The organism is Rhodoplanes elegans (assembly GCF_016653355.1).
GTDB lineage: Bacteria > Pseudomonadota > Alphaproteobacteria > Rhizobiales > Xanthobacteraceae > Rhodoplanes > Rhodoplanes elegans.
The window spans coordinates 1-20,420 of record NZ_NHSK01000113.1 but is presented as its reverse complement, the minus strand read 5'-3'; the positions used below and the strand labels follow the sequence as shown (position 1 = coordinate 20,420).

General features: G+C 70.0%; 16 protein-coding genes and 3 pseudogenes. 11 read left to right on the top strand and 8 right to left on the bottom strand.

The annotated features are described in order from the left end of the window. A pseudogene (locus tag CCR97_RS14995) lies at positions 1-253 on the bottom strand (hypothetical protein); the annotation flags it as partial. 137 nt (positions 254-390) lie between these two features. Further along, positions 391-825 carry a hypothetical protein gene (locus CCR97_RS14990; protein ID WP_146618911.1) on the bottom strand — a complete coding sequence of 145 codons (435 nt, stop codon included), beginning with the start codon at positions 823-825 and terminating at the stop codon, positions 391-393. Between the two features lie 200 nt (positions 826-1,025). On the opposite strand from CCR97_RS14990, the gene CCR97_RS14985 reads away from it, so the two are divergent. The 3 genes from CCR97_RS14985 (at position 1,026) to CCR97_RS14975 (ending at position 3,236) form a co-directional block, all read left to right on the top strand. Further along, complete coding sequence (locus CCR97_RS14985; RefSeq protein WP_170146040.1) at positions 1,026-1,697, top strand: NfeD family protein; 672 nt, start codon at positions 1,026-1,028, stop codon at positions 1,695-1,697. After that, positions 1,694-2,500, top strand: a complete 807-nt coding sequence (locus tag CCR97_RS14980) for a slipin family protein (protein ID WP_111359785.1) — start codon at positions 1,694-1,696, stop codon at positions 2,498-2,500. The genes CCR97_RS14985 and CCR97_RS14980 overlap by 4 nt, the downstream gene beginning before the upstream one ends. Positions 2,501-2,591: 91 nt before the next feature. Further along, positions 2,592-3,236, top strand: coding sequence for an MT-A70 family methyltransferase (locus CCR97_RS14975; protein WP_111359784.1), 645 nt, complete (start codon positions 2,592-2,594; stop codon positions 3,234-3,236). Between the two features lie 417 nt (positions 3,237-3,653). On the opposite strand, the pseudogene CCR97_RS31725 reads toward CCR97_RS14975, so the two are convergent. Both CCR97_RS31725 and CCR97_RS14960 read right to left on the bottom strand, forming a co-directional pair. Next, positions 3,654-4,286: pseudogene (locus tag CCR97_RS31725) on the bottom strand (tellurite resistance TerB family protein). Positions 4,287-4,592: 306 nt separating this feature from the next. Further along, positions 4,593-5,603, bottom strand: a complete 1,011-nt coding sequence (locus CCR97_RS14960; RefSeq protein ID WP_111360686.1) for a TerC family protein — start codon at positions 5,601-5,603, stop codon at positions 4,593-4,595. Between the two features lie 501 nt (positions 5,604-6,104). Between CCR97_RS14960 and CCR97_RS14955 the strand changes: the two genes are divergently transcribed. The 5 genes from CCR97_RS14955 to CCR97_RS14935 all read left to right on the top strand — a co-directional run bounded on the left by CCR97_RS14955 (position 6,105) and on the right by CCR97_RS14935 (position 12,015). Next, positions 6,105-6,410: a DUF485 domain-containing protein gene (locus tag CCR97_RS14955; RefSeq protein WP_111360469.1), complete on the top strand. Its 306-nt coding sequence runs from the start codon at positions 6,105-6,107 to the stop codon at positions 6,408-6,410. Next, entirely contained in the window at positions 6,410-8,101 is a 1,692-nt protein-coding gene (locus CCR97_RS14950; protein WP_111360470.1) for a cation acetate symporter, read from the top strand. The genes CCR97_RS14955 and CCR97_RS14950 overlap by 1 nt, the downstream gene beginning before the upstream one ends. Positions 8,102-8,392: 291 nt before the next feature. Further along, a complete protein-coding gene (locus tag CCR97_RS14945; protein WP_111359512.1) occupies positions 8,393-10,207 on the top strand; it encodes a DUF294 nucleotidyltransferase-like domain-containing protein in 1,815 nt (604 codons plus the stop codon). Then, positions 10,207-10,887: a 3'-5' exonuclease gene (locus CCR97_RS14940; protein WP_111359511.1), complete on the top strand. Its 681-nt coding sequence runs from the start codon at positions 10,207-10,209 to the stop codon at positions 10,885-10,887. Before CCR97_RS14945 ends, CCR97_RS14940 begins: the two co-directional genes overlap by 1 nt. Positions 10,888-11,115: 228 nt before the next feature. Next, the gene (locus CCR97_RS14935) at positions 11,116-12,015 is read left to right on the top strand and encodes a sulfurtransferase (protein WP_111359510.1); all 900 of its coding nucleotides are present in this window, start codon (positions 11,116-11,118) and stop codon (positions 12,013-12,015) included. Positions 12,016-12,064: 49 nt separating this feature from the next. Here the strand turns inward: CCR97_RS14935 and CCR97_RS14930 are convergent, their stop codons facing one another. Beyond that, a complete protein-coding gene (locus tag CCR97_RS14930) occupies positions 12,065-12,379 on the bottom strand; it encodes an ArsR/SmtB family transcription factor (RefSeq protein ID WP_111359509.1) in 315 nt (104 codons plus the stop codon). Between the two features lie 103 nt (positions 12,380-12,482). Between CCR97_RS14930 and CCR97_RS14925 the strand changes: the two genes are divergently transcribed. Continuing rightward, positions 12,483-13,232 carry an SDR family NAD(P)-dependent oxidoreductase gene (locus tag CCR97_RS14925; protein WP_111359508.1) on the top strand — a complete coding sequence of 250 codons (750 nt, stop codon included), beginning with the start codon at positions 12,483-12,485 and terminating at the stop codon, positions 13,230-13,232. Between the two features lie 75 nt (positions 13,233-13,307). On the opposite strand, the gene CCR97_RS14920 is transcribed toward CCR97_RS14925, so the two are convergent. From CCR97_RS14920 to CCR97_RS14910, 3 genes are all read right to left on the bottom strand, one after another. Further along, positions 13,308-15,497, bottom strand: coding sequence for a hybrid sensor histidine kinase/response regulator (locus tag CCR97_RS14920; protein ID WP_201159609.1), 2,190 nt, complete (start codon positions 15,495-15,497; stop codon positions 13,308-13,310). 234 nt (positions 15,498-15,731) lie between these two features. After that, positions 15,732-16,898: a YcjF family protein gene (locus tag CCR97_RS14915; RefSeq protein WP_201159608.1), complete on the bottom strand. Its 1,167-nt coding sequence runs from the start codon at positions 16,896-16,898 to the stop codon at positions 15,732-15,734. Continuing rightward, on the bottom strand, positions 16,895-18,367 hold the full coding sequence (locus CCR97_RS14910; RefSeq protein ID WP_111360024.1) for a YcjX family GTP-binding protein: 1,473 nt from the start codon (positions 18,365-18,367) through the stop codon (positions 16,895-16,897). The genes CCR97_RS14915 and CCR97_RS14910 overlap by 4 nt, the downstream gene beginning before the upstream one ends. Before the next feature lie 394 nt (positions 18,368-18,761). Here CCR97_RS14910 and hemA point away from each other — a divergent pair, with 394 nt between their 5' ends. Together hemA and CCR97_RS32305 are read left to right on the top strand one after the other, a co-directional pair. Beyond that, positions 18,762-19,994, top strand: coding sequence for a 5-aminolevulinate synthase (gene hemA / locus CCR97_RS14905; RefSeq protein WP_111360025.1), 1,233 nt, complete (start codon positions 18,762-18,764; stop codon positions 19,992-19,994). A 305-nt stretch (positions 19,995-20,299) separates the two neighbouring features. After that, positions 20,300-20,420: pseudogene (locus CCR97_RS32305) on the top strand (IS110 family transposase); the annotation flags it as partial.

Genomic DNA, 20,420 nt, shown 5'->3' with positions numbered 1-20,420 from the left:
GATCGGCGCCTTGCGCCGTCGGGGCGGGCTTCGGCTTGCGCACCGGCTTGGGCTTGGCCGGCTGCGCCGGCGCCTCGGCGGCCGGCGGATCGGTCGCCTCCGGGGTGCGCTGCTCCATCTGCTGGGCAGGTGCCGGCCAGCGATCGAACAGCTGGGCGTGTGCCGGCCCGGCCAGAGCGACGAGACTCGCGGCCAGGAGTCCGGCGACGGCGGACCCGGCGCGCAGCTGCAAGCGGTACTTATGATCGATCATGGCGAGCCTCGATACTCGGATACGATTTCGATTCGATGATAGCGACTTTTCGCCGGCGAGTGACGCCCGATCGCGGCGGATTTGCGCCGGCCGCTCGCAACCCCGTTGCGCAGCGCACCCGGGCGCCGCGCGGCGGCTCAATGAAGCGGGCGCCGGAGCAGCGCGAACAGCGGCGGCGACAGGGCGACGAACACCACCAGCGGCGCGAACAGGTCACCCTCCGCCACCGCGGCGGCCGAGAAGGTGTCGACCACGACCCGGAGCGGCTTGCCGCTCGCGACCACCAGCACGGCCTCGGCGGCGAGCGTGAGGACGAGCCACATCGCGCCGATCGCGAAGGCGGCGCCGAAGCCGGGCCGCACCCGCCGCACGAACAGCGCGATCGCGACCGCCATCAGCACGATACCGGTGATCCCCGAGACCGGAAGCGCTTCCGGACCGAGCAGCCGGGCGAGCACCAGCTCACGCAACGCACCGTTGGCGAAGGCGAGCCCGAACAGGACGAGCCAGAACAGCGCCGCGGTGCGGAACAGCGGCAGCAGCGTCTCCGGCGACATTGGCCCTTCCGACATCGACGCCCTCCTTTGCGACGATGGGCCTTCGCCCACTGTTTACCCGCTGCGGCCGCGGGTGTCATCGGGGCGCAGCGAGGTGGCGCGGACGGCCCCGCCGGAACGGCGATGGCGGCCGATCGTTGCCCCGGGTAGCGGCGAGAAAGCCGACGCGGCGCGACACACGGCGTCCCCCTCCTCCGAATCGTGACGGAGACACGATGCCGGCTCGCTCGATGTTTCTGCTCGCGGTGATTCTGTCCGCCCCGTTCGTCGTTCTCGTGGCCGCGCCGGCCGCGACCGCTCCCGCCCCGTCCATCGATCCGACGACCACGGCGTGGCTGTTCGGCTGGTGGACCGGGCTCGGTCTGGTTTTCCTCGGGGCAGCCCTGATCGCCGCCGAGGCGGCGCTTCCGACGTTCGGGCTTCTGGGTTTCGGCGGCCTCGTCGTGCTGGCGACCGGGCTCCTGATCCTGACCGACGGGAGAGCCCTGTCGGCCGGCCTGTCGGAGACCACCGCGATCGGGGTCGCGATCGTTCTCCTCGCCTATCTCGTCGTGTCCGGCATCGTCGTCCGCCGCGCCTGGAGGCACCGCGTCGCCACCGGCGATCCGGCGCTGATCGGCAGCGAGGGCCGCGTGGTCACCTGGAGCGGCCGGGCCGGCACGATCCGCATCGCCGGCGAGATCTGGCAGGCGCGGAGCGACGCCCCGCTGCCGCCCGGGGCGGACAGGCCGGGTGAGGATGCGCCCGGATCGGACCCGCCCGGCCGCGCCGTCCGGGTCGTCGGCCGCCACGGCCTCGTGCTGCGGGTCGAGCCCGCGCCTGCTCCCGCACCCGCACGTCATCCCGCGACACCCGATCCACCCGCTCGCCCGAAGGACCGCCCATGAACGCCCTCGCCAGCATTCTCCCCTATCTCGTGATCGCCGTCCTCGTGATCGGCCTCGTCCTCGCGGCGGTGCGGATCATGCGCGAGTACGAGCGCGCCGTCGTGTTCACGCTCGGGCGCTATTCCGGCGTGAAGGGGCCGGGCCTGATCCTGCTCGTGCCGCTCGTTCAGCAGATGGTGCGGGTCGATCTGCGCACGCTCGTGCTCGACGTGCCGACCCAGGACGTGATCTCGCGCGACAACGTCTCGGTGAAGGTCAACGCGGTCGTGTATTTCCGCGTGGTCGACGCCGACAAGGCGGTGATCCAGGTCGAGAACTTCATGAATGCGACCAGCCAGCTCGCGCAGACGACGCTGCGCTCGGTGCTCGGCAAGCACGAGCTCGACGAGATGCTGGCTGAGCGCGACAAGCTCAACCGCGACATCCAGACCATTCTCGACAGCCAGACCGACGCCTGGGGCATCAAGGTCGCCAATGTCGAGATCAAGCACGTCGACATCGACGAGAGCATGATCCGCGCCATCGCCCGCCAGGCCGAGGCGGAGCGCTATCGCCGCGCCCGCATCATCGGCGCCGAGGCCGAGCAGCAGGCCGCCGAGAAGCTCGTGCAGGCGGGCGAGATGCTGGCCCGCACGCCGCAGTCGATGCAGCTGCGCTTCCTCTCGACGCTCCAGGACATCGCCGGCGAGAAGAACTCGACCATCGTGTTCCCGGTGCCGATCGACCTGATCCAGTCGTTCGCCGCCCGGGTCACGACACCCGACGCGCCGCCTCCCGCGCCGCGGGCGACGCCGCCGGCGTGAGCGGCCGCCGTTCTGGCGGCAGCGCGCCCGGTCGCGCTATAGATGCGGAATCGCGCCGGACGCGGCGCGAGTCGCACCGCCGGACCGCATCATGGCCGCCGATCATCCAGCCGCCGTCGATCTCGAGGTTTTCGCGGGCGGCCGAAGCTTCGCCACCATTCTCGCCGACCCGCCCTGGCAGTTCGTCAACCGCACCGGAAAGATGGCGCCGGAGCATCGGCGGCTGTCGCGCTACGGCACCATGACGCTTCCCGAGATCGAGGCGCTCCCGGTGGCGGCGCTCACCGCGGAGCCGGCGCATCTCTATCTGTGGGTGCCGAACGCGCTGCTGCCCGAGGGGCTCGCCGTGATGCGGGCCTGGGGCTTCAGCTACAAGTCCAACATCGTCTGGCACAAGGTGAGGAAGGACGGCGGCCCGGACGGGCGCGGCGTCGGCTTCTACTTCCGCAACGTCACCGAGCTGATCCTGTTCGGCGTGCGGGGCCGGAACGCCCGCACGCGCGCGGCCGGACGTCGGCAGGTGAACTTCATCGCCACCCGCAAGCGCGAGCACTCGCGAAAACCCGACGAGCAGTACGCCCTGATCGAGGCGTGCTCGCCGGGGCCCTACCTCGAGCTGTTCGCCCGCGGCACGCGGCCCGGCTGGGCGACCTGGGGCAACCAGGCCGACGACGGCTACGCGCCGACCTGGGCGACCTATTCGAACCACTCCCGCGCCGGCCTGCCGGCCGAGTAGGTCACCGGCGGTGCCCGTCGTTCCGGGGCGACAGGAAGCTGCGGGATGCACACATCGCGTTCCACGCATGAGAGCATCATGCGCGGGCTCGACCCGCGCATCCATCACCGTCATCGAAAAGCGTCCACTCGCAGCGGGATGGGTCGCCGGGTCGACCTCCATAGGCGCTGAGTTAGACGTGAAGGCACTGCCTTTCGGTGGTCGCCGTCCGCGCAGGCGGACGGCCCAGTATCCATAAGCATTCGTTGTTTCAGTCGAAACCCTGCGGCGTACTGGATGCTCCGCCTTTGCGGAGCATGACGGCGGAGAAGCTTCGGCCTTAAACTTTGCGCCTACGGGGTCGAGCCCGGCGACGACGGCGGAGAGGGCCGCCGCCCCGGAGCGGCCCGCGAAGCGACGGCTAGAGCAACGCTGCGCTCACGCCGCCGCGGCGGCGTCGCCGGCCGTCTCGAGATTCTGGCGCAGCCGGGGATCGAGCTGCAGGCGCGCCGCGAGATCGTCGAGCCAGGCGCGCTCGGCCGGCGTGTCGGCGTCGATCGCCACATAGGCGGCGAGATAGACCTCGGCGCGCTCCTCCGGGGTCGCCGCATCGGCGGCGAGCGAGGCCGGGGTGTCGGGCCGCGCGACGAGGCCCTCCAGCACCTGGCGCTCCTCCACGCCGAGCGGGCTCGCCTCGATCCGCGCGATCAGCATGGTGCGCTCGGCCTAGTCGATCCGGCCGTCGGCGAGCGCGGCGCCGATCATGGCGCGCAAGAGGAGGAGCGTGGTGCGGGCCGCCGCGGCCTCGCTGCCGGGCGCCGGCGCGCCGGCCGGGCCGCTCTCCGCCGTCGCGCCGCCCTGCTGGCCGCCGAGCATCTGGCCGAGCGTGTCGGCAACGCCCTGCGGCACCACCGGGCGCCCCGCCCGGTAGTCCTGATACGCCTTGTAGGCGAGACCGCCCAGCACCGCGGCGGCGCCGACCTTCAAGGCCGTGCCGGCATACTTTCGGGCGTGCTTCGAGTTCAGCAGGATGCCGGCGAGGCCGCCCGCGAGACCGCCGGCGCCGAGCATCCCGGCGTTGCGGCCGAGCAGATCGCCGAGGCCGCCGCCGCCACCGCCGCCGAGGGGGCTGCCGCCGGCGAGGCCGCCGAGGCGGCCGGCGAGGCTGCCGAGATCGAACGGCAGGCCGCCGCCGGCCCCCTGACCGCCCACCGCCGGTGGCAGACCGCGGCCGCGGGTGAGGAAACCGGTGTCACGGCTCGTCGCCGGGGGCGGCGCGCCGGCGCCGTCGCCGGCCAGTACGGCGGTGAGGATCTTGTTCACGTCGAACATGCGGATCTCCAGGGTCGAGGGCTTCGGGGTTGCGGTTCGGGCCGGTCAGGTCGAGGAGGCCGGGGTCGAGGCGGTGCGCGTCTCCGCCCGCGTCTTCCACAGCGAGACGATCACGCCGCCGGCGAGGAGCGAGAGGGTGACGCCGAGCGACACCAGGGGATCGACCTTGCCGACGATCTGGTTCCAGAAGATCTTCGCGCCGATGAACACCAGCACCAGCGACAGCGCATATTTCAGATAGCGGAAGCGATGCACCGTGGCGGCGAGCGCGAAGTAGAGGGCGCGCAGGCCGAGGACGGCGAAGATGTTGGACGTGTAGACGATGTAGGGATCGGTGGTGATCGCGAAGATCGCCGGGACGCTGTCGACCGCGAAGACGAGGTCGGCGAACTCGATCAGCACGAGCGCGACGAACAGCGGCGTGACCCATGTGACGGCCGGACCACCCGCGACGCCGGGACGGCGCACGAAGAACGCCTCGCCGTGAACCTCACGGGTGACGCGCAGATGGCGATTCATCCACCGCATCATCGGGTTGTCGACCCAGGCGGCCGGATTCTCGGCGACCACCAGCATCTTGATGCCGGTGGCGATCAGGAGCGCGCCGAACAGGAACAGCACCCAGGAGAACGACGACACGATCGCGGCGCCGAGCCCGATCATCACGGCGCGCAGCACGACGACGCCGAGGATGCCGTAGAACAGCACCCGGTGCTGAAGGTGCGGCGGCACCGCGAGCGTCGCGAAGATCAGCGAGATGACGAAGACATTGTCGAGCGCCAGCGTCTTCTCGACGAAGAAGCCGGTGAGCCAGGCGACGCCCGCCTCGCGGCCCATGTCGGACCACACCCAGGCGCCGAAGACGAGCGCGACGGCGATGTAGGCGGCCGACAGCGCGAGGCTCTCGCCCGCCCCGATGGCGCGCGCCTTGCGGTGCAGGACGCCGAGGTCGAGCACCAGGAGCGTCGTCACGATGCCGAGAAACAAGAGCCAGGCCCAGGCCGGCTTGCCGAGAAACGTCGCAAAGAGAAAATCGAGTCCGGACACGAGCTCCATCGCAATCCTCCAGATGTCGCTCCTGTTCGACCAAAGTCGACAGAAGCGGCAGGTGAAAGATCCGACATCGCGGCGAAGGCGCCGCCAGAGGGGCCCGGATCGGTGCTCGGAGATCTAGGAACCCGCCGGCCCGCCGTCCAGGAGAACCGGACCGCGCCGGGTCGCGCCAAACCGCCGCAGCCCGGCCGGCCGCGAGGAAAGGTCGACGGGTCAGCCGCTTGCGCCGGCCGTGCGCGACCCGGCCCGCCGCCGTCGCACCGGCCCGGGCTTGCGCCCCGGCCGGTCCGGACCACCGTCGCCGCCGCCACCTCGCACCGCGCACGCGATCGTGTCGCCGGACGCCGCCGAAACACGTGATTCTTCGGATGGCGGGACGGGCGAGTTGCGTCTTTGGTCGGATTGCGCCGTGTGGTCGCGCCGACTAACGTGCCGCGCAATCATCAGAGCCGAGCAAACAGTCGGCCGATATCGGAGCGGGAGGCTCTAACCAAGGGGGACGCCGTGAGTACGCCGTCGTACGACACGATCAAATCAGACCCGCAGTTCCAGGAGCTCGTCTCGAAGCGCTCGCGCTTCGCGTGGACGCTGACCGTGGCGATGCTGGTCATCTATTTCGGCTTCATCTTCGTCATCGCCTTCGCGCCCGGCGTGCTCGCCGTCAAGCTCGGCACCGGCGTCACCACGGTCGGCATCCCGATCGGCCTCGGTGTCATCGTCTCGGCGTTCCTCCTGACCGGCATCTACGTGCGTCGCGCGAACTCCGAGTTCGACGACATCACGACCAACATCGTCGGGAGGCAGAAGTGATGCGCGCGCTCCGTACCACCGCCGTCATGGCCGGCCTCGCGCTCGCGGCGCTCGCCGGCGTCGCCGAGGCCGCCGGCCCGATCGAGGGCGGCGGCAAGCAGAGCCTCAACCTCGCCGCCATCCTGATGTTCTTCGCCTTCGTGGCGGCGACGCTCGGGATCACCTACTGGGCGGCGCGGCGCACTCGCTCGGCCGCCGACTTCTACGCCGCCGGCGGCGGCATCACGGCCGGCCAGAACGGGCTCGCCATCGCCGGCGACTACATGTCGGCCGCCTCGTTTCTCGGGATTTCCGGCCTCGTCTTCGCGTCCGGCTTCGACGGCCTGATCTACTCGGTCGGCTGGCTGGTCGGCTGGCCCGTGATCCTGTTCCTGATCGCCGAACGACTGCGCAACCTCGGCAAGTACACGTTCGCCGACGTGGTGTCGTTCCGCCTGGAGCAGACCCGGATCCGCAGCCTGTCGGCGATCGGCACCCTCACCGTGGTGGCCTTCTACCTGATCGCCCAGATGGTCGGCGCCGGCAAGCTGATCGAGCTGCTGTTCGGCCTGCCCTATCTCTACGCCGTCATCTCGGTCGGCGCCCTGATGATCATCTACGTCGCCTTCGGCGGCATGGTGGCCACCACCTGGGTGCAGATCATCAAGGCCTGCCTGCTGCTCGGCGGCGCCACCTTCATGGCCCTGATGGTGCTGATCACGTTCGGCTTCTCGCCCGAGGCCCTGTTCCAGAAGGCGGTCCAGACGCATCCCAAGGGCGCCTCCATCATGGCCCCGGGCAATCTCGTGTCGGATCCGGTCTCGGCGCTGTCGCTCGGCCTCGCGCTGATGTTCGGCACCGCCGGCCTGCCCCACATCCTGATGCGCTTCTTCACCGTGTCGGACGCCAAGGCGGCCCGCAAGTCGGTGTTCTACGCGACCGGCTTCATCGGCTACTTCTACATCCTGACCTTCATCATCGGCTTCGGCGCCATCACGTTCCTGATGAACGACCCGAGCTTCTACAAGGTCGGGGCGGACGGCGCCTACAACAAGGTCACGGCCCTCCTGGGCGGGACCAACATGGCGGCGATCCATCTCTCCAACGCGGTCGGCGGCTCGCTCTTCCTCGGCTTCATCTCGGCCGTCGCCTTCGCCACCATCCTGGCCGTGGTGGCCGGCCTCACGCTCGCCGGCGCCTCGGCGGTCAGCCACGACCTCTACGCCTCGGTGATCGCCAAGGGTCGGGTCTCCGAGGATCGCGAGGTCCAGGTGTCGAAGATCACGGCCGTGGTGATCGGCATCGTCGCCATCATCCTCGGCTACATCTTCGAGAACCAGAACGTCGCCTTCATGGTCGGCCTCGCCTTCGCGGTGGCGGCGAGCTGCAACTTCCCGGTCCTGCTGATGTCGATCCTGTGGGGCGGCACCACCACCCGGGGCGTGCTGATCGGCGGCCTGCTCGGCCTGATCAGCTCGGTGTCGCTGGTCGTGCTGAGCCCGGCCGTGTGGGTGAAGACCTTCGGCTTCACCTCGGCGCCGTTCCCCTACGACAACCCGGCGCTGTTCTCGATGACCATCGCGTTCGCCGGCATCTGGCTGTTCTCCAAGCTGGACGGCTCCAAGCGCGGTGCCATCGACAAGGCCGGCTTCGAGCACCAGTACGTCCGCTCCGAGACCGGCATCGGCTCGCACAAGGCGGTCGCCCACTGACCACCATCCGATCGATCGCCCGGTCTCCGAAACGAGGCCGGGCGGCGACCGGATGATCGACCCTCCGGGCGGCCGGCCCGCACAGTGCCGGTCGGCCGCTCGGGTCCGGGTGAGCGCTGTTCCGGGTAATACGACATTCGTCTGATCAAGTCGGCGGTCATTCCGGGGCGGCGCGAAGCACCGAACCCGGAATCCAGCCGAGGCTTCGGAGGGTATCGCTGGATTCCGGGTTCGCGGCTCCGCCGCGCCCCGGAATGACGGCGAGCTGATCACCCGGAATTGGTATGCCGCATGCCGCAAGCCTTCGACGCCCAGAATCCCCCCTTCGACCGGCTGAGCCACGACGAGATCGGCACGCTGCGCGCCGCGATCGACATCGGCTATTTCGCGCCGGGTGCGACCGTCATCCCGTCCGGCCAGCGTTCCGAGCACCTGCACGTCGTCATCAAGGGCCGGGTCGAGGAGCGCGACGGCGACACGGTCGAGTCGAGCCTCGGGCCGAAGGACACGTTCGACGCCCGCTCGCTGGTGCACGGCCCGGCCGGCACCACCTTCGTGGCCGCCGAGGAGACGCTCTGCTACCTGCTGCCGAAGGCGGTGGTGCAGGATCTGATCTCCCGCAACCCCGGCTTCGCCGCCTTCTTCTACTCCGAGATCTCGCGAAAGCTGCGGTCCTACGACCGGCGCGACCGCACCGGCGTCGACTCGGCGCTACGCGCCCATGTGCGCGAGGTGCGCTACCACGCGGCAATCTTCGTCGACGGGTCGACCCGGCTGCACGACGCCGGCCAGCTCATGCAGGAGCGCAACAACAACACGCTGTTCGTGCGCGACGGCGCGCGCACCGGCATCGTCACCGGCGCCAATCTCGCCAAGGCCTTCGTGGTCGACCGCAAGTCGCTCGACGCGCCGGTGCGCGAGGTGTGCCACTTCGACGTCGTGTCGATCGACGCCGACGACTTCATCTTCGCCGCCGTCATCGCGATGACGCGCCACAACAAGCGCCGCCTCGCGATCCGCTCCGGCGGCGACTATATCGGCGTGCTCGAGGACATCGACATTCTCGGCCTCGTCGCCGGCAATCCGCAGCTCATCCCGGGCCAGATCGACCAGGCCAAGGTGCCGGCCGACCTCAAGGCCTGCGCGCTCGACATCCAGAGCCAGGTCGAGCGGCTCAACCGCCAGGGCGCCCGGGTCGAGGTGATCGCCGAGATCACGTCCGACCTCAACCGTCGCCTGTTCGCCAAGCTGTTCGAGATGGTGGCGCCGCCCTCGATCCGCGAGAACGGCTGCCTCCTGGTGATGGGCTCGGAGGGGCGCGGCGAGCAGACGGTGCGCACCGACCAGGACAACGGCATCCTGCTGGCGAAGCCGGTGCCCGAGGCCGACCTCGCCGCGTTCCGCACCGCCTTCTCGGGCGCGCTGGAGAGCTTCGGCTTCCCGCCCTGTCCGGGCGACGTGATGGTGAAGAACCCGCGCTGGTCGCAGCCGATCGACGACTTCCTCTTCCAGCTCGAGGGCTGGGTGCGCTCGCCGGCCGAGGACGGGCCGATGAATCTCGGCATCTTCTTCGACGCCGTCTCGGTCACGGGCCACCACGACCTGCTCGATCGCGCCAAGTCGACCATGGTCGACCTGATGCGGGGCGAGACCGCGTATCTGGCCCGCTTCGCCCGCGCCATCGACCTGTTCGCCGGGGCGAGCGCCGGCATGCTGACCTCGTTCATGGCCTCGGTCGGCGTCGGCTCGGACGAGATCGACGTCAAGAAGTCCGGCACCTTCCCGATCGTTCACGGGGTGCGCACGCTCGCCATCGACCAGGGCATCCGCGAGGTGTCGACGGCGGATCGCATCGCGGCGCTGGCCGAGGCCGGCCTGTTCGGCGCCGACTTCGGCCGCGAGCTGACCAGCGCGCTGTCCTACTTCATGGAGATCCGGCTGCGCTCGCAGCTCGCCGCCATGGCGACCGGGAAACGCGAGCGCGAATCGATCGTCAAGCTCGGCGAGCTGACGACGCGCGACCGCGACCTGCTGCGCGACGCGCTCCGCGTGGTCAAGCGCTTCCGCGAGATCGTCCGCAACCGCTACCATCTGAGCGTGTTCTGATGCGCTCCGAGATCCTCCGCCGCAGCCGCGCGCTGTTCGACCGCATGCTGCTCGCCGACAACGCCTACGCGTTCCTGTTCGACCAGGACGAGACCGGCGAGGTGGTGTCGTTCGACTGCGAGACGTCGGGCTTCGACATCCTGGCCGACGACGTGATCAGCATCGCGGCCATAAAAATCCGCGGCAACACGATCCTGACCAGCGAGACGTTCCGGGCGCTGATCCGGCCCGGCGCCGCCATGGAGGTGTCGGCCATCAAGGTGCACCAGCTGCGCGAGACCGACGTGAAGCAGGGCCGGACGATGCGCGAGGTGATGCCGGAGTTCCTGCGCTTCATCGGCAGCCGGCCGCTGGTCGGCTACTGGGTGTCGTTCGACGTGCGGATGATCAACAAGTACCTGTTCGGCATGCTCAACATCAACCTGCCGAACCGCCAGATCGACGTCTCCGAGCTCTACTACGAGCGCAAGTACGGCAAGGCCCCCCCCGGCACCGAGATCGATCTGCGCTACGCCAAGATCGCCGAGGACCTCGACCTGGCGATGCTGCCCCAGCACGACGCCTTCAACGACGCCCTGACGGCGGCGCAGATGTACGTGATCCTCAAGGACATGCAGCGCCGCGGCGTGCGCATCCCGCGCCAGCGCGCGACCCCGCGGACGGGCGACTTCTCGGTGTGATCAGGACGGACGGCGCGTGATTGTCTCCGCCCTCACCCTGAGGAGCAGCCGAAGGCCGCGTCTCGAAGGGCGAGGGCGGGCACGATGCCGGCGACCTCATGGTTCGAGACGCACTCCTGGCGCATGCGCCAGGAGTGCTCCTCACCATGAGGAGCGATGCATCGGCCCGGGGCGATAGGGACAGCGCCGCGCGCGGTGCTATAACGCCCTCCCGCCCAGGAGTGCCCCATGCCCGAAGCCGAAAAGCCCGCCACCGACACCGTGCCGCCGCTCGTCTCCGCCGACTGGCTCGCCGAAAAACGCGGCGATCCGGCGCTGCGGCTGATCGACATCCGCTCGGTGGTCGACGGCGGCGGCCGCGGCGCCTACCTGACGGCGCACATCCCGGGCGCCGTTCATTCCGATTACGTCGAGGACGGCTGGCGTGCGACGCGCGGCATGGCGACCGGCCTGCTGCCCGAGCCCGAGGCGCTCGCCGCGCTCCTCGGCGGCATCGGCCTGACGCCCGAGCAGACGGCCGTGGTGATCGCGGCCGGCACCTCGGCGGGCGACTTCGCCGCGGCCGCGCGGGTGTTCTGGACGCTGCGCATGGCCGGCCACGCGCGGATCACGATCCTCGACGGCGGCATGGCGGCGTGGACGGCCGATCCGGCGCGCCCGGTGGTCGGCGGCCCGAGCGTGCGGCCGCAGGCGCCGCCCTACCCGGTCGCGATCGCCTCCGGTCCGCGGGCCGAGATCCCGCGCGTCGTGCGGGCGCTCGCCAGCGACGACGCCGTGCTGCTCGACACCCGCGCCGTGTCGTTCTTCGAGGGCCGCTCGCAGAGCCCGCAGGCGCGCGTCCCCGGGCGGCTGCCCGGCGCCTTCCTGCTCGACCACACGACGTTATGGGATGCCGCGACGGGCCGGCTGAAGGACGAGGCGGCGCTCGCGGCGCTGGTCGCGTCGGTGCCCAAGGCGCCCGTCGTCACCTATTGCAACACCGGCCACCAGGCGGCGACCCCGTGGTTCGTGCTGTCCGAGATTCTCGGCTGGCCCGACGTGTCGCTCTACGACGGCTCGATGTCGGAATGGACCGAGGAGCCCTCGCGCCCCGTCGCCACCGGCCCGGACGAGCGCAAGCGGGGGTGATGCGTCCTATCGGGCGCTTCGCGGATCGGGGAGGATGAGCGACTCGCCGCTACTCCGCCGCGTGCTTCAGAATCGCCTTCAGGAGCCCCGGAAACCGCGCGTTGAGGTCGGCTTCGCGCACGGTGTTGTAGTGCGCGACGCCCTTCTTGGCGGTGTGAATCAGGCCGGCCTCGCGCAACACGCGGAAATGGTTCGACAGCGTCGACTTCGGGATCTCCGGGCACGGCGCCGCCGCCGTGCAGGACAGACGATCGCCTTCCTCCAGCAGCGCCTTGACGATGCGCAGACGCATCGGGTCGGCGAGCGCGGCCAGGATGCCGGCCAGCGTGATGTCGTCGCGCGCGGGGTGAACGAACTGCACCATCGAAAAAGATATAGTTGCCCTCTTGACCTCGTTCAATACTTCCATATTTCCGAACTTCCGACATACGGATCAATCGGACGAAACTGGACGAGGAACGACGATCGTGACCAAGACTCTGCAAGGCAAGGTGGCGCTGGTGACCGGCGCATCGAAGGGCATCGGCGCCGCGATCGCGCTCGAGCTGGCATCCCAGGGCGCCGCGGTCGCCGTCAACTACGCGTCCAGCCGGGCGGGCGCCGATGCGGTGGTCGACAAGATCACGGCCGCCGGCGGCAAGGCGGTCGCGATCGGCGGCGATCTCGCCGATCCGCAGGCGGCCAAGGCGGTCGTCGACCGGACGGTCGAGGCGCTCGGCCGGATCGACGTGCTGGTCAACAACGCCGGCGTCTACGAGATGCTGCCGCTCGAGGCGATCACGCCGGAGCATTTCCACCGTCAGTTCGATCTCAACGTGCTCGGCCTGCTGATGGTGACGCAGGCGGCGGCGCGACATTTCAACGACGGCGGCAGCATCGTCAACATCTCGTCGGGCGCGTCGACTTTGGCCTTTCCGAATACCGCCGTGTACGGCGCCACCAAGGCGGCGGTCGACCTCATCACCGACGTGCTGGCCAAGGAGCTGGCGCCGCGCAAGATCCGGGTCAACGCCGTCAATCCCGGCATGGTCGTGACCGAAGGCGTCAAGGCCGCCGGCTTCGACGCCGGTGAGCTGCGCCGGCAGGTCGAGGCGATCACCCCGCTCGGCCGCGTCGGCGAGGCCGCCGAGATCGCCGCCGCGGTCGCCTTCCTGGCCTCCGACAGCGCCTCCTACGTCACCGGCGAGACGCTGCACGTCACCGGCGGATTGCATTAGGCGACGAGTCGTTGCGCCACGGCGGCGCGCCGCGCGCGCCGCCCCCTCGACCTGATCAGCAGTTTCGGAAAGACCTCACGCCGCGGCGGAGCCGTCGGGACGGGCCAGCGCGGCGGCGAGCTCGCGCTCGAGCTGGCCGATGTCGAAGGGCTTGCGCAGCACCGGGAAGCCGTCGCGCGCCACCTCGCCGGCGCGGTCGCTGAAGCCGGTCATCAGCACCACGGGCAGTCCGGGGTCGAGCGCCCGCAGCTCGCGCGTCAGATCGACGCCGCTCATGCCGCCCGGCATCAGGATGTCGGAGAGCACCAGGTCGACGCCATGGGCGCGACGCGCCTCGCCTGAATCACTGGCGCGACGCGCCTCGCCTGAATCACTGACGCGACGCGCCTCGCGCGAATCATCGGCGCGCCCCGCCCCGTTCGGCTCGTCGGCGCCGCGCAGCGTCGCGAGCGCGTCGCGCGGCGAGGCCGCGACCCTGACGTCGTAGCCGAGCTGCTCCAGGTAGGCGCCGCACACGTCGGCGACCGAGCGGTTGTCCTCGACCACCAACACGGTCCGGCGCTCGGCCGAGCGCGTCGCGGGCTCCGGCGGCGCCTCCGCCACGGCGGCCGGCTCGAAAGCCACCCAGGGCAGCCACAACGTCACCCTGGTTCCCTCTCCGACCCGGCTCGTGATGCGCACGTCGCCACCGGCCTGGCGGGCGAAGCCGTAGACCTGGCTCAGCCCGAGCCCGGTGCCCTTGGCCGTTTCCTTGGTGGTGAAGAACGGCTCGAAGACGCGCGGCAGCAGCTCCTCCGGAATGCCCGTCCCGGTGTCGATGAAGGACAGCGACACGAAGGCGCCGGCGAGCCCGTTCTCGCCCTCCTCGTCGAGCACCGCGTCGCGCACCCGCACGACGAGACGGCCGCCCTTCGGCATGGCGTCGCGCGCGTTGACGCAGATGTTCAGGACCGCGACCTCGAACTCGCTCGGGTCGACCTTGACCGGGCAGACGCGGCCCGGAACGTCGATCACCACCTCGACGTCGTCGGCGAGCGAGCGGCGGATCAGCTCCGAAAGCTCGGGCATGCGCTGCGCGAGGTCGATGCTTTGCGGGCTGACCGCCTGCTGGCGCGAGAACGACAGGAGCTGGCGGGTCAGCGTCTCGCCGCGCTTCGCCGCGGTCGTGATCATCTCGACCAGCCGGCTCTCCTTCTCGCCGTCGACGAGGCGGCGCAGCCGGTCGGCGCTGCCGGAGATCACCATCAGGAGATTGTTGAAGTCGTGGGCGACGCCGCCGGTCAGCCGGCCGACCGCCTCCAGCCGTTGCGCTTGGCGCAGCGCCGTCTCGGCGGCCTCGCGCCGCATCGCCTCGGCGTAGAGCGAGGCGGTGCGCTGATGCGCGACCCACAGCACCCACAGGAGCAGCAGCGTCGCCGGTAGGCCGAACACCAGATGGCCGCGCAGCCCGGCGAGCCACTCGGCCCGGATCGACGCGGCCTCGACCGAGGCGACGACGTAGACCGGAAAGCCCTCGATGCGGCGATAGCCGACGCGACGCTCGACGCCGTCGATGCGGGAGACGCCGGAGTAGAGGCCGCGCTGCGGCGCACGGGCGATCTCGCCGAAGAAGCGGCTCGCCGCCGGCAGCTTCGTGTCCGCCAGCGGACCGGCCGGCCAGCGCGCCAGAAAGGCGCCGTCCTCGCGCATGAGAGCGAAGACCTCGCCCGGGCTGCGGGCGATCTCGCGATAGAACTTCTCGAAGTCGCCCGGCAGCATCGACACGCTGGCGACGCCCTGGAACGATCCGTTCGGGCCGTTCAGGCGGCGGCTCATGCTGAAGAAGGACGGCCCCTCGATCAGCCGCGGCGTGTACACGCTGCTCACATAGGTGCCGACGTCGCGGTCGATCTGGGCGCGGAAGAAGTCGCGGTCGGCGAGCGATGCGCCGCGCGGCGCCGGAACGAAGTAGCTGTTGGCGAGCGCGTAGCCGTCGCGGTCGATCACCCAGATGGACTGCACCTGCGGCAAGAGGTCGGCGACGCGCTTGAGCCGACGATGCAGCTCGCCCTCTCGCGCCGTGATCTGATCGGGGGTCGCGTTCTCGACCGACTCGACGATCTCGTCGAGCACCAGATTGCCGGTGGTGAGCACTTTCAACGCCTGCTCGTGCAGCACGTCGAGCGAGCGGACCAGACGGTCGTCGGTGAGCTGGACGATGGATCCCCACGAGACCCACGCCACATAGGCGAACAGGGCGGCCGGAACCACGACAGCGCCGAGCATGAGGGCACGGAGCAGACGTAGCGTCCCGCGCCGGGCGCTCACCATCGATCAGGACTCCACGAGCCGAGCGCGCCGAACGGAGGGGAAGGGAAAGAGCGGAACGGCGCGGCAAAACGTGATGCACTAACGCGGCGCGTCAACAAAGGTTCCGCAATGCCGCTCGTCGCCGGGGCGTCGCATGAAACAGCGGCCCGGCCGCGTGGCCGAGCCGCTCGTCTGCGCAGAGGATGTGGATCAGTCCGCCGTCGCGGCGCGCGGCATGGCGCCGGCGGGAACTGCGTCCCCCTTCTCGGGGCCCTTCAGCAGGCCGCCGGCGAGGTCTTGCAGCGTCGGGCGCTTGAGCGCCGAGAACGGCAGCGGCCGCGTCACGTCGATCGCGGCGAGACCGAGCCGGGCGGTCAGCAGGCCGTTGAGCACGCCTTCGCCGAGCTTCGCCGAGACCTTGGCGGCGAGGCCCTGGCCGATCATCTGCTGGACGACGCCGTCGCCGACCGACAGCCCGCCGGTGAGGGCGAGATGGGTGACGACGTGCCGCATCAGCCGCACCATGCCGAGCGCGCCCGGGCGGCCGCCGTAGAGCAGCGCCAGCTTGCGCACCAAGCCGAGCGCCGTCACCAGCACGAACAGCATGTCGATGGCGGCGCGCGGGCTCACCGCGGTGACGACCGAGACGCGCTTGGCCGCATTGGTGACGAGCCGCGAGGCCTCCTCGTCGAGCCCGGCCAAAAGCTCGCGCTCGGCGAGATGGACGACGTCGCGGCCGTCGATGATCTCGTTGAGGTGGAACTGCACCCGCATGCGGGCGCTCGCCAGCGCCGGCATGCCGCGGGTGACGGCGAGCAGCTCGGTGACGGCCGCCTGACCGGTGGCGCGGTCGTCGGTCTCGACCGCCGCCGTGGCGCGGTCACGCACCTGATCGATCGCCTTGAGGCGCAGGAGGCCGGAGGCCTCGCGCCCGGCCACCACCACGAAGGCGACGGCGGCGACCGCCGCCAGCACCAGGCCGAGCGTCCCGAGCCAGCCGGAGCGGCCGTAGAGATCGGTGACGAGGTCGATCACCGAGAGGGCCATGCCGAGCACCACGAGGCCACCGGCCGAGCTCCAGAACAGGAGACCCCACGGCACCTGGCGACCCGCAACAGTGCCGCGCGGCTGATCCTGCTCGCCCACCACCGTGGTGGCGGCGGCCGCGACCGCGGCGGCCGGAACCGTGGCCGGCGTCTCGGCGGCCGGCGGCACCACGACGCTCGCCACCGCGACCGGACGCCGCGGCGCCTCGCGCAGCGGCTCGCGCGCCATCGCCCGGCGCGGCGGCTCGCTGGCCGGGGCCGGCCCGATCAGCACGTTGGGGTCGTCGACACTGAACGCGGCGGGACGGCGGGATTCGGCGGGGCTGCTCATTGAAATCGATCTCCGATGAGAAACTGCAGCACGCGGTCCAGGCGGATATGGGGCAGAGTCGGCAGTCCGTCCACGGTACGCTCGATCCGCGGCGGCCGAAAGCGAAGGAACCGGAATTCCGCGTCGTCGTGCGAGCCCGCCGTGAGGCCCTGGTATCCGGTGCGGCCGAGGTCGAACACCCGCTCGGGGTCGGACGGCAGATCGCCCGGGAACAGCGCGATCTCACGCTCGCCATCGAACAGGTGGCCGGCGGCGCGCTCGCCCGCCTGCGGCACGCCGACGATCGCCGGCAGTTCGTCGCCGTTGGAGCGCACCCGCGCCTCGCGGGTCGCCCGCACGGCGGCGAGCGCCACCACGTCGGTCTCGGCCCCGGCATAGAGGGCACGGCTGGCGGCGCGTTCGATCATCCGGTGGAGAATCGCCTCCAGCCGGTCGTGGCTCACCTGGTTGAGATGGTCGGCCTTGGTGGCGCCGAACAGCACCTTGTCGACCCGCGGGCTGATCAGGCTGTTGAGGAAGGTCCGGCGGCCGACCTGGAAGCAGTCGAGGATCGACGCGAGGGCGAATTCGAGGTCGCGCACCGCCGCCGGCCCGGCATTCAGGGCGGCGAGCACGTCGACCAGGACGATCTGCCGGTCGAGCCGCGCGAAATGGTCGCGGAAGAACGGCTTTACGACGATGTCCTTGTAGGCGTCGTAGCGCCGCTTCATCATCGCCCAAAGCGAGCCCTCGTGCGGCCCGGCTTCCGCCGGCAGCGCGAGCGGCGCGAAGGTGAGGGCCGGCGAGCCGGCGAGATCGCCGGGCAACAGGAACCGCCCGGGCGGCAGCAGGCTCAGCGCCCAGCGCTCGTCGCGGCAGCTGCGTAAATAATCGGTGAACAGCTGCGAGGCCGTGATGGCCGACTGCTCGTCGGCCGGCGCGTCGGGATCGAGCGCGGCGTTGAAGGCGTGCCAGGAGGCGGCCAGCATGGCGCGCGGCCCGGTGCGCGACAGCGCCAGGCTCTCCTTGGCCCACTGCTCGTAGGTCTTGTCGAGCAGCGGCAGGTCCAAGAGCCACTCGCCCGGATAGTCGACGATGTCGAGCGTGAGGGTCTTGGTCTGGCCGTCCTTTCCCCGATACTCGATGACGATCCGCAACTCGCTGATCTGTCGCGTCGATTCCGGCCAGACCCGATCCGTGATCAGGGCCCGGACATGGCTCTCGTACTCGAAACGCGGCACCGCGTCGTCGGGCTGCGGCGCCAGATACGCGCGCAGCACCGCGTCGTCGGCCAGCGGCGTGAACACCGGGAAGCGGCCGCCGCGGGCGAGCCCGTGGACCAAAGCCGTGATGAACACGGTCTTGCCGGCCCGCGACAGGCCGGTGACCCCGATCCGCACCGTGGGGCGGACGAGATTCTCGCCGTAATCGGCCAGAGCGCGCGCCGCGAGGCGCGCCCGCTCGACCAGATCCGAGACGAATGACGTCATGTTTGCAACGACTTGAGCAAAATCCAGGGCCCCGCGCGACACCGCTCTGCCGGCAGGCCACACCCATAGTCCGGGCGCGTCGCCGCCACAAGCGGCAACCGTCGTTGCAGCCACGGCGCGTGCCTGCGTCACGGTGCGCGTCGTCGCGGAGTCACACGGACTTTCAAGATGATTGATCTCCGTCTAGGACAATTCCAAACCGGCCCGGCGACAGTCGGCCATCCCGGCACTCGACCGGGCCACCCCCGCCCTGCCCCCAAGGGAGCTGAAACCATGCCTGTTCCCGGTCCGTCCATTGACAATCGTCAAGGCAGCGTGACAGCGGCCGTTGTCAACTCTACGCACCACATGTTACTCTTGCGGCCTTCCGACCGTGATCGGGGAGTTTAAGCTAATGGGATACAACACTTATTTTGCCGACGCTCTGAACCGCCTGCACGAGGAGCGTCGTTACCGGGTGTTCGCCCATCTCGAGCGGTTGGCCGGCCGCTACCCGCACGCCATCCATCACACGCCCGAAGGTCCGCGCGACGTCGTCGTGTGGTGCTCGAACGATTACCTCGGCATGGGCCAGCACCCGAAGGTGGTCGGCGCCCTGGTCGAGACGGCGACCCGCATGGGCACCGGCGCGGGCGGCACCCGCAACATCGCCGGCACCAACCATCCCCTGGTCCTGCTCGAGCAGGAGCTCGCGGACCTGCACGGGAAGGAGGCCGGCCTCGTCTTCACGTCCGGCTACGTCTCCAACGACGCCGGCATCTCGACGATCGCCAAGCTGCTGCCGAACTGCCTGATCCTGTCGGACGCACTGAACCACAACTCGATGATCACCGGCGTGCGCAACGCCGGCACCGACAAGGCGGTGTGGCGCCACAACGACGTCGAGCATCTCGAGGATCTGCTCAAGAAGGCCGGCAAGGAGCGGGCCAAGCTGATCGTCTTCGAGGGCCTGTACTCGATGGACGGCGACGTCTCGCCGATCGGCAAGATCTGCGACCTCGCCGAGAAGTACAACGCGATGACCTATATCGACGAGGTCCACGCGGTCGGCATGTACGGTGCCCGCGGCGGCGGCCAGGCCGAGCAGCAGGGCGAGATGGCGCGCATCGACGTGATCGAGGCGACGCTCGCCAAGGCCTTCGGCTGCCTCGGCGGCTACATCACCGGCACCAAGGAGCTGGTCGATGCGGTGCGCTCCTTCGCCCCGGGCTTCATCTTCACCACCGCGCTGCCGCCCGGCATCTGCGCCGCCGCGACGGCCGCGATCAAGCACCTCAAGGAGTCGAGCTGGGAGCGCGAGCGCCAGCAGGAGCGCGCCGCCAAGCTGAAGGCCGACCTCTCGGCCGCCGGCCTGCCGGTGATGCCGACCGACACCCACATCGTGCCCGTGATGGTCTGCGACGCCGAGAAGTGCAAGCAGGCGACCGACATCCTGCTCGAGGAGCACGGCATCTACATCCAGCCGATCAACTACCCGACCGTTCCGGTCGGCACCGAGCGGCTGCGCATCACCCCGTCGCCCTATCACGACGACGCCCTGATGCAGGCGCTCACCGAGGCCCTGATCGACGTGTGGGACCGCCTCGAGCTCCCGCGCAAGCCGTACAGCGCCATCGCGGCCGAGTGATCCGGGCGCGTCTCGCGCCGGGCCATATCGGCCTGATACGTTTCGACCTGGACGACTCTCTTGCGCGGGCTCCGGCCCGCGCATTTTTTTGGGGTGTGCGGTCGCCACTCCGACGAGGAGCGAAGACTCGCCGCATGTGCCGAGCCCGTCGTTCCGGAGCGCGGACCGACAGGTCCGCGAGCCCGGAACCCATAACCCCGGAGTCTGTGGCTCACGACGGACAGGGCGTGATGGTGTGGACGGCCCCCTACGGCATCGCTGTGCCAGAATGAGGTCGGTGAAGATCTCAAACGAGGGGGCCGTCCGTGAGCCAGAGTATCCGCATCGGAATGGATACGTCGAAGCATATCTTTCAACTGCACGGGGTGGACGCGGCCGAGCAGCCGGTGCTGCGCAAGCGGCTTCGTCGCAAGGAGGTGGAGGCGT

Bases quoted from the DNA above. Each gene is read 5' to 3' on its own strand.
- CCR97_RS14935 (WP_111359510.1), top strand. From the start codon at position 11,116: ATGCCCGAAGCCGAAAAGCCCGCCACCGACACCGTGCCGCCGCTCGTC.
- CCR97_RS14960 (WP_111360686.1), bottom strand. From the start codon at position 5,603: ATGGAGCTCGTGTCCGGACTCGATTTTCTCTTTGCGACGTTTCTCGGC.
- CCR97_RS14985 (WP_170146040.1), top strand. From the start codon at position 1,026: ATGCCGGCTCGCTCGATGTTTCTGCTCGCGGTGATTCTGTCCGCCCCG.
- CCR97_RS14910 (WP_111360024.1), bottom strand. From the start codon at position 18,367: ATGACGTCATTCGTCTCGGATCTGGTCGAGCGGGCGCGCCTCGCGGCG.
- CCR97_RS14930 (WP_111359509.1), bottom strand. From the start codon at position 12,379: ATGGTGCAGTTCGTTCACCCCGCGCGCGACGACATCACGCTGGCCGGC.
- CCR97_RS14975 (WP_111359784.1), top strand. From the start codon at position 2,592: ATGGCCGCCGATCATCCAGCCGCCGTCGATCTCGAGGTTTTCGCGGGC.
- CCR97_RS14920 (WP_201159609.1), bottom strand. From the start codon at position 15,497: ATGCTCGGCGCTGTCGTGGTTCCGGCCGCCCTGTTCGCCTATGTGGCG.
- CCR97_RS14950 (WP_111360470.1), top strand. From the start codon at position 6,410: ATGCGCGCGCTCCGTACCACCGCCGTCATGGCCGGCCTCGCGCTCGCG.
- CCR97_RS14990 (WP_146618911.1), bottom strand. From the start codon at position 825: ATGTCGGAAGGGCCAATGTCGCCGGAGACGCTGCTGCCGCTGTTCCGC.
- CCR97_RS14940 (WP_111359511.1), top strand. From the start codon at position 10,207: ATGCGCTCCGAGATCCTCCGCCGCAGCCGCGCGCTGTTCGACCGCATG.
- CCR97_RS14915 (WP_201159608.1), bottom strand. From the start codon at position 16,898: ATGAGCAGCCCCGCCGAATCCCGCCGTCCCGCCGCGTTCAGTGTCGAC.
- CCR97_RS14980 (WP_111359785.1), top strand. From the start codon at position 1,694: ATGAACGCCCTCGCCAGCATTCTCCCCTATCTCGTGATCGCCGTCCTC.
- CCR97_RS14945 (WP_111359512.1), top strand. From the start codon at position 8,393: ATGCCGCAAGCCTTCGACGCCCAGAATCCCCCCTTCGACCGGCTGAGC.
- hemA (WP_111360025.1), top strand. From the start codon at position 18,762: ATGGGATACAACACTTATTTTGCCGACGCTCTGAACCGCCTGCACGAG.